This window comes from Acinetobacter legionensis (assembly GCF_048552295.1).
Taxonomy (GTDB): domain Bacteria; phylum Pseudomonadota; class Gammaproteobacteria; order Pseudomonadales; family Moraxellaceae; genus Acinetobacter.
The window spans coordinates 1-13,434 of the sequence record NZ_JBIMCW010000028.1 but is presented as its reverse complement, the minus strand read 5'-3'; the positions used below and the strand labels follow the sequence as shown (position 1 = coordinate 13,434).

General features: G+C 31.7%; 9 protein-coding genes. 4 read left to right on the top strand and 5 right to left on the bottom strand.

Translation table 11 applies throughout. The features are described from left to right. Nucleotides 1-63: 63 nt before the first annotated feature. The 5 genes from ACG916_RS17720 to ACG916_RS17700 form a co-directional block, all read right to left on the bottom strand. Nucleotides 64-885, bottom strand: coding sequence for a TatD family hydrolase (locus ACG916_RS17720; protein WP_419329067.1), 822 nt, complete (start codon nt 883-885; stop codon nt 64-66). Continuing rightward, nucleotides 885-1,859 (bottom strand): RsiV family protein, encoded by a 975-nt coding sequence (locus ACG916_RS17715; RefSeq protein WP_336953443.1) that lies wholly within the window; start codon nt 1,857-1,859, stop codon nt 885-887. The genes ACG916_RS17720 and ACG916_RS17715 overlap by 1 nt, the downstream gene beginning before the upstream one ends. Nucleotides 1,860-2,085: 226 nt before the next feature. Continuing rightward, the gene (locus ACG916_RS17710; protein WP_336953456.1) at nt 2,086-2,853 is read right to left on the bottom strand and encodes a hypothetical protein; all 768 of its coding nucleotides are present in this window, start codon (nt 2,851-2,853) and stop codon (nt 2,086-2,088) included. 140 nt (nt 2,854-2,993) lie between these two features. After that, on the bottom strand, nt 2,994-4,583 hold the full coding sequence (locus tag ACG916_RS17705) for a peptide chain release factor 3 (RefSeq protein WP_336953444.1): 1,590 nt from the start codon (nt 4,581-4,583) through the stop codon (nt 2,994-2,996). Nucleotides 4,584-5,546: 963 nt separating this feature from the next. After that, entirely contained in the window at nt 5,547-6,119 is a 573-nt protein-coding gene (locus ACG916_RS17700; protein ID WP_419330678.1) for a recombinase family protein, read from the bottom strand. Nucleotides 6,120-8,144: 2,025 nt separating this feature from the next. Between ACG916_RS17700 and ACG916_RS17695 the strand changes: the two genes are divergently transcribed. Genes ACG916_RS17695 through ACG916_RS17680 form a run of 4 tightly spaced genes read left to right on the top strand, consistent with a single transcriptional unit; the run spans nt 8,145 to nt 13,213 of the window. After that, the gene (locus ACG916_RS17695; protein WP_419329068.1) at nt 8,145-9,833 is read left to right on the top strand and encodes a hypothetical protein; all 1,689 of its coding nucleotides are present in this window, start codon (nt 8,145-8,147) and stop codon (nt 9,831-9,833) included. A 2-nt stretch (nt 9,834-9,835) separates the two neighbouring features. Beyond that, nucleotides 9,836-10,600: a CatB-related O-acetyltransferase gene (locus ACG916_RS17690; protein WP_419329069.1), complete on the top strand. Its 765-nt coding sequence runs from the start codon at nt 9,836-9,838 to the stop codon at nt 10,598-10,600. A gap of 31 nt (nt 10,601-10,631) precedes the next feature. Further along, nucleotides 10,632-12,173 carry a glycosyltransferase gene (locus ACG916_RS17685; RefSeq protein WP_419329071.1) on the top strand — a complete coding sequence of 514 codons (1,542 nt, stop codon included), beginning with the start codon at nt 10,632-10,634 and terminating at the stop codon, nt 12,171-12,173. Next, a complete protein-coding gene (locus ACG916_RS17680; RefSeq protein WP_419329072.1) occupies nt 12,170-13,213 on the top strand; it encodes a gluzincin family metallopeptidase in 1,044 nt (347 codons plus the stop codon). Before ACG916_RS17685 ends, ACG916_RS17680 begins: the two co-directional genes overlap by 4 nt. Nucleotides 13,214-13,434: the final 221 nt, after the last annotated feature.

Here is a 13,434-nt window from a genome sequence, read left to right as displayed (position 1 = left end):
CTTCTTTAAATCTAAGACAAATAATTATTTTAGGTGTTGTTGATTGGTTATTTTTATTCAAATTTACATCGGTAAATGTAAGCATTCATGTGAGTTTTTCCACAATACACCTGCAAGTGTTGTTCGTTCAATTGCCAAGCTTTCAGCTAAACCCGTCAAGACAAAAGGCAAATTCACCGGCGTATTACGGGTATGCTGCTGGTCAGATGTCTGGCAACACAACGGTGTCATATCTGGACAATCGGTTTCTAGTACTAAATGTTCCGCACCAACCGCTTGTACAACTGTATGCAGTTTTTTCGCATTTGGATTGGTAATTTGCCCTGTGATACCGAGTTTAAAGCCTAATTTAATAAAGGCTTTCGCCTCTTCTACCCCCCCACTAAAAGCATGTGCAATACCACCATGTTTAAACTGGTGCTGTTTCAACATTGCAAGAACTTCAGCATGTGACTTACGAATATGTAGAAGAATTGGCTTATCGTATTGCTGGGCGAGTTCAATTTGGGCTGAAAAAAAATCTTGTTGTTTTTGAAAAATTTCAGCTTGTTTATGCTGTTTAAGAAACGTGTCCAAGCCTATTTCACCAACCGCAATACAAGCTTCAGTTTTCAGTATATTTTCCAAAGCATTTAAATGCTCTAGGCGGTGTTGTTCGATATAAAAGGGATGCAACCCCGGTGCAAGATGGCTTCGGGGTGCATTATTTAACTGATTTAAAAATTGTTGAGTGTCAATCAAATCTTGAAAGCGTTCATATAAAAACCCAATCAAAATCAAATGTTCTACACCTACCTTTTTTGCTTGATAGGCCAATTGTTCTCGATCCAGATCAAAATCAGGAACATCAAAATGTGTATGTGTATCAAACAAAGGCCAAGGCATTAGGATTTCGCTTTCCCACTTGCAACAGGTGCAGAACTGCTTGGCTGATCAACTTGCATCTCCGCTGGGAAATATTGACTTTTCAACACGCCTTTTAACTGATCGTAAGGAATCATCAAGCGCGGTAAGCCAACAACATAAGGCCCGATATCATATTCACCATATTGTAAAATCAGACCTTGTTTACCCAAATAGAAATTGTCTGATAATGTAAACTTCCAGGCCTGTTCATATTCATTGACGCTTTCAGCAAGTTTTGAATCGATAACCCAAGTTTTAAATGCATCATGTGCCAATTTTTCAAATTTAGCTTTTTGATTGGCTTCAATGATTTGATCCAAGCCAACCTGTTTTTTACTCACCAAATCAAAGTTAAAATAGGTTTGCGCAGATGCCCCATGTGCGCCACCTAAATAACTACTGGTATTTAATACCACCGTCGCTAAAGGTTTATCTGAGTTTAAAATTTTAGGACTTAAACTAATCGTGATCTGGCCACTTGCCCCTAATGTTTTAAGCTCTTTATCCATCTCAAGGAATGAATTTGCATAAGGTTGTACACGCTCTTGCAATTGCTGAACAGGGGTTTTATTGACTTGCACTTCACTTGCTGAAGCTTGTGAAGCCGTTTGTTGCTGATCTGCGTCTTTTTTCGCTTTACTCAATTGCGCGATATCCAGCATTTTATCCAGATTATCTAAAATCGCTTGATCAATCGTTTCATCAACAAAAGCCTGATTACTTTTTAGTCTTTCTATAGAAAACTCAGGGCATGTATTGCCATTACACTCAGGTAATGTCAATTTTACTTTTTCTGTATCGCCCTGTAATAACATTGAAGTATCAGGCACTTGAGATGCAGCACTTTGATCAACTTTTGGCTCTGCTTTTTTCGAGTCAGATTTTTGACATGCAGTTAACCCTAAAGTGATCACCAGAATTGAAAGCGCTAAAGTACTTTTTTGATTTAACATTTCACAAACCTATCCAATGAATCAAGCCAAGATTTTTTAATCTCTATATTCATTAGCCTATTCTTCTCTATACAAATCCTCAATCAAAATTTGTATGAAAATTGAAGCGTTATGCAATAAGTGGCTCAAGTTTATTGATCGCCGAGTCAATTCAACAAGGACCAACTAATCTTAACCGCTCTGCTTTAAAATCCCGCTAAAATTGGCAGAATGATCAAGATACACCTTAGAACATATGTTGATACACTTCAGGCTTAAGTATTTTTTGCGTCTGTTCTTTGCTCAAATAAATATCCAGCTGGGTACCATCTTCGACAATTTCATTGGCGCGATAATGCAATCCAACACCTTCACCATCAAAGAACCAATCGGCTTGTCCCCAATATAACTTTTTAGGCGCATTCTTTTTCACATCGCTATTTTGCTTTTCCAACCATTCTGCATATTTTTCTTGGACCCAAGTATTCAGTTGGTTCTGATGTTTGGCATCAATCACATCTAAAATACTTAAGCTTTTCTTCAATTTCCGGTCAGCAACAAAAAAGTATTGTCGTTCTTTGATACTGACATCTGCTTGTAAACTATTGACTGAAACTTGCAACAAAACATACTGATTACGTTGTGAAGCCATACGCGTTTGCATATGCAGTTCAAACGCTTTATTTTTCGGGAATTCTTCTTGCCAAGTATCTGATTTTTTGACAAAAGCATTAATGGCCTGTTGTAAGGTCATGTTCTGTTTTAAATCAATCTGTGCCTGAATCACGTTGGACTGACTATTTGCAATCCACTGATTTAACCAATTGTCTTGAGTCTTAATGGTTTGAATATCGATTTCAATGCAATTATTTTTTTCACAAAACGGTAAGGCATAATCAGCTTTGGTTTCTTGAATATTTAAATAAGGTAAGACTTCAGCGGCTTCTTGTTTGGGTTGGAATACAGAACCATCTTTGTCCTGATCTTTTTTAGAATCACATGCAACCAAAACCATTGTACTTAAGCAAAGCACTGAAATTATTTTTTTTGAAAATTGCACTGCATAAATCCCTTTGGACAAAAAGCATTGTATTTTGATACAAAAACAGCTTCACAAGGAAGCTGTTTTTACATTTTGCAATAAGTTAGCTGAACTTAATGCTCACGTGTAGAACGGAATTGAATATCTGGATAACGCTCTTGCATTAATTGTAGATTTACTCGGCTTGGTGCGAGATAAGTTAAATGCCCACCACCATCGACAGAAAGTTGGTCATGTGCCTTTTTCTTAAATTCATTAAATTTCTTTTCATCATCACAAGAAACCCAACGCACTGTGTTGATGTTCACTGGCTCATAAATACAATCTACTTTGTATTCTTCTTTCAAACGGTATGCCACTACATCAAACTGAAGTACACCTACAGCCCCAACAATCAAGTCATTGTTGATTTGCGGCATAAACACCTGCGTTGCACCTTCTTCTGAAAGCTCTTTTAAACCCTTTTGCAATTGTTTAGATTTCAATGGATCTTTTAAGCGTACACGGCGGAACATTTCAGGTGCAAAGTGTGGAATCCCCGTAAAATGAAGTTTTTCACCAGAAGTGAATGTATCACCAATCTGAATCGTACCGTGGTTATGTAAACCAATGATATCACCAGGCCAAGCTTCTTCAAGTTGCTCACGTTCACCCGCAAGGAATGTCAATGCATCACTGATACGTACATCTTTACCAAGGCGTACATGATTCATCTTTAAACCTTTCTCATACTTACCTGAACAGATACGCATGAAGGCAATACGGTCGCGGTGTTTTGGGTCCATATTGGCTTGGATTTTAAATACAAATCCACTGAAGCCTTCTTCCGTTGCTTCAACAGTACGTTCATGTGTTGGATGCGCTTTCGGTTGTGGTGCCCACTGAATAAATGCATTTAATACATGGTCAACCGCAAAGTTACCCAAAGCGGTACCAAACAGTACTGGGGTTTGGCGCCCTGCTAAAAACTCCGCTGGATCAAGTGGATCATTCGCCATTTGCACCAGTTCTAAAGACTCTTCAAATGAAGCAAAGGCCAGATCACCGACTTTTTCACGAATGTCTGGATAGTCATATCCATCACGGATTTCAATATCTGTAATGGTCGAACCAAAACCCGCTTTATATACATAAAGCTTATTTTCAATGATGTTATATACACCAGCGAAGTCACGCCCCATACCCAATGGCCAAGTAATCGGCACACAACGGATTTTAAGCACGCTTTCAATTTCATCAAGCAATTCTAATGGCTCACGGATTTCACGGTCCATTTTGTTGACGAAAGAAATGATCGGGGTATCGCGCATACGACACACTTCCATCAATTTGATGGTCCGTTCCTCGACCCCTTTTGCACCATCAATCACCATCAACGCTGAGTCAACGGCAGTTAAAGTACGATAGGTATCTTCAGAGAAATCTTCATGCCCTGGAGTATCAAGTAAATTGATGACATGATTTTTATAAGGGAACTGCATGACTGAGGTAGTAATCGAAATACCACGCTCTTTTTCCATTTCCATCCAGTCAGATGTCGCAGAACGGTCAGACTTTCGACTTTTAACCATACCTGCAACTTGGATTGCTTTACCCCACAACAACAGTTTTTCTGTCATTGTGGTTTTACCAGCATCGGGGTGGGAAATAATAGCGAAGGTACGTCGCTGAGCGACTTGCGCTGCTAATTCATCTTTAAACATAAAAAATCTACAATATTTACACAGTTATGTACACATTTATAAATATGTACTTGAACTGGAAAATGGGAATTCAAAAATTGGCGATATTGTATCAGATTTAGCGTCGTTTTTAACGGTTGTTGCTATATCATTAAGCACTTTGATGGAGCATATTTCTGAAAAAAATTCTGAAATGGAATTAGACATACAGACCTAAAAGCAATACAGCACGTCATTTATACTAACTATTTCGTGATTAGTCTGAAGATAAAACAAAGTAGCCTTATAAATCAATTAAGACTATATTCTTTAGCAAAAATCTCAGATGGGAATTGATTTAAATCAGTTAGCATCTTACTTTTCGGATTAGCCCTTTAAGCGATCTAACTAAGTAACAACTAACAGAGCAAAGTCAATGACATAAGCCCAACCTATAAGCAAGCAGACAAAAATCTGCGACTCGTTTTCACTCTCTTGAATTTATCCAATAAGATCTGCAGAAAAATATTATTTTCCAATATTGCGACCAAAATAATTGGTCACAATACTTTTTACAATCGTTTATATCCAGAATTTTAAAGTTTTCCTCATAGGAATAGATACCAAAATCAAAGTGATTCTTAACGCTATTATTATCATTTGCATAAGCTAACCCACTACAAAATAGAAGAGCAATAATTTATAGCTACTTTTTAGTTACATGTCACATCATCTCATTCCTAATAAGTAAAGCGCCAATAGTGAATCAAAAATTTGAATTTTTCCCAAAAAAAATCTTTGTTCACTGAATCCATTTTAGTTTGTATCATTATAAGTTCCTCTCCATCACTCTGCTTTTTTGTAAATCATATTATTTTACTGAAAATACTTTTTAAATTAAGTTTATAAATTATAGAATAACGAGCTTAAATTTTTAAATAACATAAATTTAATTAGCCCGTTATTTTTAAACCGGGTATAATTAAGGCTATATTTTTAATAAATTTATTTTTTTGCTGCTTTATCTAAAATCCTTTGTATAACTGTGCGAGTCACTGTAAACCGTTTAGCAAGGGAATAAACGCTCTCACCTCTTTTAAATAGCTCAAGCACTTGTTTTTTTTGATCATTTGTCAAAATTTCTGGTCTTCCAACTTTTTTAACGATTTTATTTTGTTTTTCAGTATTAAAATTAAATAATTTTTCGAATTCAAAACATAACCTTAAGAAATGAAGAAAAAAAATTTTCATGTATCCATTGATCTCACTTTTTGAGTAGTCTAAACAAATTAATCTTATTTTTTTTTGATGAATTTTATCTGTTATAGATAAGATTTCTTCAAAGCTGCTACCTAAACAATCAATACTTTTTATTACCAACAAATCATCATCCTCTAAGGAATAATCAATCAAATTTAATAATTTATCTCTAAAAATTATTGACTTATTAACTGAAACTTCCTCAAAAACCAATCGATTTTTTTGGATTTTATAACCATATTCGTTAAAAAATGAAAGAAATTTACCTGATTCAAACTCTGCATTGGGTTCAATTCTAACATAGGCATACGTACGCATATTAATACACCAAAAAGTAACAAAAATAAACGCAATAAAACTAGCATATAAGTTTTTTAAAAAACATGATACAAATCACACTATTCTTTTAAACAATGTATAAAACTGACGAAATTATTTTCAAAAGCAATCAAAAAAAAACCAAAAAAAACCAAAAAAACCCTTAAGAAAAAAACAAAAACAACATATAAGTCAATAATATTATTAGTTTATTTTTAACCATGATGAATAATTAAAATTTACGAGGCGTAAGAAAGGACATTCTAAAGTTCTCTAAAGATGCAATATATTAAATATATGAATTAAATCTAATGTTTTTTAAAACATATAAATAAAACAAAAGAAATGTCTTTACCTTTACCCAAAAATACGCTCAGATACTGTAAAACTTAAAAAATATAATATCAGAGCAATATAAAAAAACTGCAAAGATAAAAATAAATCACATTAAAAATAAATAATTTAAATAAAAAAACACCTTAACACTGACTAAAAATCAACGCCAAAATTAAAAAAATCTTTAAATACACAATGTTTAATTAGATTTATTTAAACACTCGAACAAAAATACTCGATTATTTAAAATATAATTTTAAAATACTTTAATAAAGTATACTAAAAACAATATTAAAAATTACTTAACAGAAAATTAAAACAGTTTAAAGTAACTTAAAACTTTGCAAAATATAGAAAAAGAAGTAAACACCACTAATTATCATCCTATTATTAAAAAATTAAAAGTTAAAGTTGCCCTGAGACATAAATTGAAAATTTGGTATGAGATTCTTAATTCAGAAGATTTATTCAGTATGGTTATAGGAGCATGCACTTCGTTGACCTAACTTTAAAAATGCTTTGCTGACAATTTATCGCTGAAATAATTTAATACATTGCATCTTGGTTTCGACCAATTTAAATAATAGTACCCAACAATATTCCATATTATTCGATTCAAGTATTTGACTGTTTTGAGTAGATCATTGCACTTAATGTAAGTCTTCCTAAGGCTTGGCATTTTTTTGGGTGAAATTACAGCAGAAGCATGCCATCTAAAATTGCTTGTCTACAGTGTTATGTATCATGAACTCCATCTATATAGTCTGAATCAATTCGATCATCTCATGGAATTGGATCAAGTTGATTACCGAGCGCCTGTTAATCACTAAGATTATTTGTCCAAAGCTAAGCAATAAGTATTTGCAGGTTTTCAGCATCAATACCCATATGGATTTTATGCCATTACCGATGATATTCTGGTTATTATTTCTTAGTCTTCTTTCGCCATCACCTATGAGTTTTAATGAAGTCAATCAATGCTTTTGGGGTGACCAATATCAATATTACTTTATCATTTTCATGATGATAAAATAATTTCTGACTAACCAATTTAATCCACAAAAAATGAATGATACTTTTATCTAATCCCGTGGTCATTTCTCAAGATAACTTGAATAATAATTTAATCATTAAGACAGCACAGAGTAGCAATATTTGAGTAGATTTAATTTTGTTCTTGCTGCCTTTTGGTTGCGCACACCACTAATTTTGCGAACAAATCAGATCGAGAAATTTCATCTCTTTAGCAAAGTTTAGCTATAAGAAAGAAAATTGATCATTCGATAGATTTAGGTATAGGCTTATCCATCTGAATAATTATATTAATGAATATGCTTTGAAGATCAGTTTTTGTAACAAAGCCTCTTTAAAATAATCCAATATAAGTGTAGAGAAATAAGCTTAATTAAGAGAACCTTAATACCAACTTAAAAACCATATTTAATTAAGAATATAAAAACTATGCTTTTAATCATATATAGGTTAAAAACATACCATAAAAAATTTAATAACAATCATCAGCAACATACAACTTTAAAACTAAAACATTGATTTAAATAAATTTTAAAACCAATATGAAATATAAAAAATTTATAATTTACAACATATTGAAAAAAAAAATAAAGCATACAATAATTATTTGTATTTCACAAAGTCATCAAATTAGAAAACAATTTATATAGGATTAAAATGAGCACACATCTAGATAACCTAAACCAAATTAGTGCTAAAATTTCTTCTTTTGTAAAAAAAACAATTAATAACAATGATACAATCTTAACGGAAGAAGAGAGGGATAATAAAATTATTGTTTTTATTTCTTATGGATCAAATGATATCAGAGCTAAGGTATGGAATACTGCACCATTAAATGCAGATATTGCAATTAAGAAAACTCTAAATTATATAAAAAATATCTATGAAAAAAATAACAAAATATCCAATTACTTAAAAATTGATATTGTTCACGACTTAAAAAAAATAAAATTCAAAGATCTTTTACAAATCATTAGTGAAGAAAAATTAAATAATTACTTTAGAAAAGGCATTGCATTTGATGAAAATTTCAGTATTGCTTTATTAGAACAAGAAATTTATGGAAATGCAATTATTCAAGGGAAAACTTGGGATAAAGCAAGTTCATTTAATGAGATTAATTTAAATAAATATTTAAAGCACAAATATAATATAGGTTCTAGAAGAAAAATCAAAGACCAAGATTTAATTTATACATTTAGAAGTAAAGGTATTTTTTTTAAAAATTTAGATTTTTATGAATTAAACTATGACTATATAAATAATGGTATTAGAACTATTGATGATAGTAAAAAAAGACAAAGTATATTGGAGATAATTAAAGATAATTGTATATATTTAAATTCGCAAATTGATCAAGAAACAGGAAAATTTATTTATGGATATATCCCTGCTAATAATGAAAGATTAACCAGTTATAATAGTATTCGACATTGTACCTCCTTATACTCTTTACTAGAAGTATTTGAAGTTTCAGAAAAATTTATAAATTATGATAAAATCAAAAAAGGAATTAACTATACTATTAAAAATCTTATTAAATACCCCACGGACCAATCTTCAGCATTTATTATCGAGCAAAATAAATCTAACATTGAAATTAAATTAGGTGCAAACGCAGCTGCAATTTTAATGTTCACTAAATACCAGGAAGTTACAGGAAGTACTGAATTTTTATTAATTACCGAAAAGCTAGCCAATGGCATAAAAAAAATGATAAAGCCAAATGGTAAGACCATACATATTTTAGATTATCCTTCATTAGAAGTAAAAGAAGAATATAGAGTAATTTACTATGATGGTGAAGCTGCTTTAGCCCTTTTGAGACTATATCAATTAAATAATGATCAAGAATTACTAAAAACAGTTAAAATTATGTATGAGCATTTTATTGATAATGATTATTGGAAATATAATGACCATTGGCTTAGCTATTGTACAAATGAGCTTAGTCTATTATGTCCTGAAAAAAAATATTTTGAATTTGGAATTCAAAACTATTTACCATATTTAAAAAGATATAAAAATCGAAGAACGGCTAGAGGAACTTTTCTCGAAATGCTTATGGCCTCTTACAAAATGGTTTCTCGACTCCCTCATCAGGAAGGTAATGAGCTATTCGAGAAATCAAAATTCTCTGAATTATGTGATGTTATAAATACAAGATTAGAATATCAACGGGTAATTGGTTATTTCTATCCAGAAATTGCGATGTATTTCAAAAAGCCAAATATCATTTTAAATAGTTTTTTTGTTAGACAAGAAAATTTTCGCACAAGGATTGATGACAACGAACATAACTTGTCTGGTTATATTGCTTATTACTTACACTTTAAGGATTAACTATGAAAAATTATAAAGATGCTTTATCAAATGAAACCACTCAAATTGAATTTTTTAAAGTAGAAAAATTACTTCAGACATTAAATATTAATATGCTCTTCTTAAAAAGAAACCCAAATAGGCTTATTAACTTAAACAATGATTTAAGAATTGAAGGGCATAATAATTTTTACAGCAATATCTTAAATTTATGTACTATTGGTGCATTTTCTTATTCTTCTTCAAATTTAGGTTATGGTGTTTCTATTGGACGTTACTCAAGTCTAGCTACCAATATTAAAATTATGGGAGCACACCATTTCCCCGAATGGATATCTACTTCACCTCACTTTTATGCTGAAGATTATCATAGTACTGATCCTCTAAAGGTAACCCATCTTCAACGAACCAAACGAAATGTTACTATTGGAAATGATGTATGGATAGGTGCTGATGTCGTTTTGAAAAGCAATATTAACATCGGTGATGGTGCTATTATTGCATCTAACAGTGTAGTAACTAAGGATGTTGCACCTTATATGATAGTCGGTGGAAATCCAGCAAGAATAATTAGATCCAGATTTAGTGATGATATTGTTGAAAAATTAAAAACTTTAAAATGGTGGAGATTCCATAAAAAGGATTTAAAAGAATTAATGTTTGACCACCCTTACTTTTTTATAGATTCTCTTAGAGAAAAAATCGAATTAGTAGGGCTAAAGGAATACACTCCTCCAATTTTCACAAAAAATGATTTATTAAAATCGACCCACATTGAAAACATATGATATTAATCAAAAAATTACAGAATATTCTATTATGAAAAATCATTATTTCTTTTTATTTCCTAAAATTGATGAGAAAAAAAATGGATTGGTTTTTGCCCTATTAAAACGTGCAAAAATACTTCATGAAAAACTTGGTATTGATCCAATCATTATTACAACTGATTATGATCGTTCTTTGGCACAAAACTATTGGAACTTAGTTTCCAGCAACCTTGCCCCATCCTCTATTGGTTACCTTAATTTATATGGAGATTTACAAGGAACCCCCTTACGACTAGCTGAAAAAAAATATCATAAAAATGATAAAAAAATGTTCAATGAAAATATATCAAAAACACAGATTTTTGATACTTTTAATCAAAGACTTCATGACAAAAATAATAAAAATTATCTTTATGAAATAAGACAAAAGGACTCACCTACTTTACGTTATGTAAATACATTTCAACAAGGTATAAAAAATGGTCGGCTCATTTATGATAGCTATGGCCATCTTAGTTGTATTCAAACTATAAGTTTAGAAACTCAAACAGTTATAACCGAAACATATTTTCATATTAAAGGCTATCCAGTAATTATTAAGAATTACCAATTAAATGAGAAAAAGAAGAATATCCTTTTAAACATTTTTTTATTAGATGAAAATGGTGTTATCACTGAGGTATTTGATCTAGAGTCCCAACTCATTCAATACTGGTTTTCAAAAATATCGAAAAACTATATAAATGATCTCATGTATATTCTAATTGATCGTGCCATTCATTTTTATGAACCCCTGAGGCACATCAAGCAAAAAAATATGCGTTTTATTGGCACAATCCATGCGACTCATTTAAATGGGGCAGATATTTATCGAGCCAGTATTAATCGTCATTACCGTAGCTATTTTGAACATAGCGATGAACTGGATGCATTGGTTATTTTAACTGAACGGCAAAAAGAACATATTCAACAACGATTTGAGATACATGAAAAATTATTCGTTATTCCACATATTTATGAGAAGTCTATCAAGCACGTAAAATTTACTGATCGCAATCCCCTATCCTGTTTAACTATAGCACGTTATGACAAAGCAAAAAACTTGGATAGCCTTATTCGAGTATTTAAAGAGGTTATAAAGGAAATACCGAATGCGTATTTAAATATTTATGGTTTTGGTGGCGAACAGACCTTTCTGCAAAATGAAATAGATAGTTATCAGTTAAATAATCATGTTAAATTAATGGGCTATAACGAAAATACAGATAGTTTATACGATCAAGCAAGTTTATTTCTTTTTTCAAGCCGGTCAGAAGGTTTTGGCATGGCAGTTTTAGAAGCTTTATGTCATGGCTGCCCAGTTGTTAGTTACAATATTGATTATGGCCCATCAGATATGATTAATGATGGTATCAATGGTTTCTTAATTCCATTTGAAAATGAAACATTATTTGCTCAAAAAATTATTTCTTTACTTAAAGATGAACAAATGAGACAAAACTTTAGTGAAGCTGCATATGCATGTACTCAGCTAACAGACCAAGAACAATTTGCTCAAAAATGGCAAGCTCTTTTTGAAGCAATTCGATGATAAAGCAACTTTCATCAAATAAAGGTCTGATTTTATTATTCTCTATGCTTCATTTAGGCTTTTGCATCAGTGCAAAAGCCGATTGCGGCGCTAGTCGTCCTTCTGTAGTAAGTCAACTTGACAATGTCTATTATGGCAATAAAAATCTCCGCATTTTTTATACAATATCTGGAGAAAACGCCCTTGAATTTCCTGAAGATCAAAACAAAAATAATGTACCCGATTATATTGAAAATATTGCGATTCAAGCAAATTCAATACGTAAAGCTTGGACGTTGCTAGGTTATCAAGATCCGTTAAAAAGCCCGCGTTATAAAGAAAGAGTCCGATATATTGATATACAAATACAAAAATTAAATGGTCTCGGTCTAGCTTATGACGAGCCACATCAACATATCAATAATCCATTAAAGCAGAATGCATGTGCATTAGTTATATTAATTAGCAATAATATTCCGAATCTAACTACAAACTCTTCTACAGTTGCCCATGAACTATTTCATCTTTACAGCTATGGATATACAATGTTTAAGCAGCCTTGGCTTACAGAAAGCCTAGCGGCATGGTCAGAAGGATTGATTAGAAAAGGAAAAGTTGGCGCTTATGGAGAGAGAAGTTTACCTAAAAATCCAGAAAACTTTGACAAATTTATATTGAATCGTACCTATAAAACTTCTCAATTATGGAGCCGACTCACTACACTTATTGATATATCTAATGGGCAACTTGATCTACCACCTATGCTGCTACAAACAAAGTATACTGACGGTCAATTTGTTTTTCATGATCAATTTCTAAAAGGTACACTTTTTATGCGTACTTTTCTTGAGAACCTTGGCAATAGTGATCGACGAATTTCTAATCTAAATAATTGGAAACTGTACCGCTGGAAGGAAAGTCAGCAAAGATCTTCTCATTTTGACCCACAGGTATTAGAAACTTTGTTAGAAACGCTAGAAAAATCAAATAAAAGTAATGCAGAAAAAAAAGAATTTCAGATCTTGTTAAGAAAAGTAATTAAAGATAAGAACCTTAATTAAAAGACTTATTTTCATTGTGATAATTATTTAAATCAATGCCGCACAGAATTAAGTTGACACCTTCTAAATTAAACTTGGATAGTATGCCTAGTTATAATAATCCACTGAGATAACTGATTAGTTTAGAGGTGGATCAGGAAATTTGAACAACACTTATAAGTGATATTTTGCTCCCCAAATGATGTTATAAACATCAATATATGGAGTATTTTATGGCACGT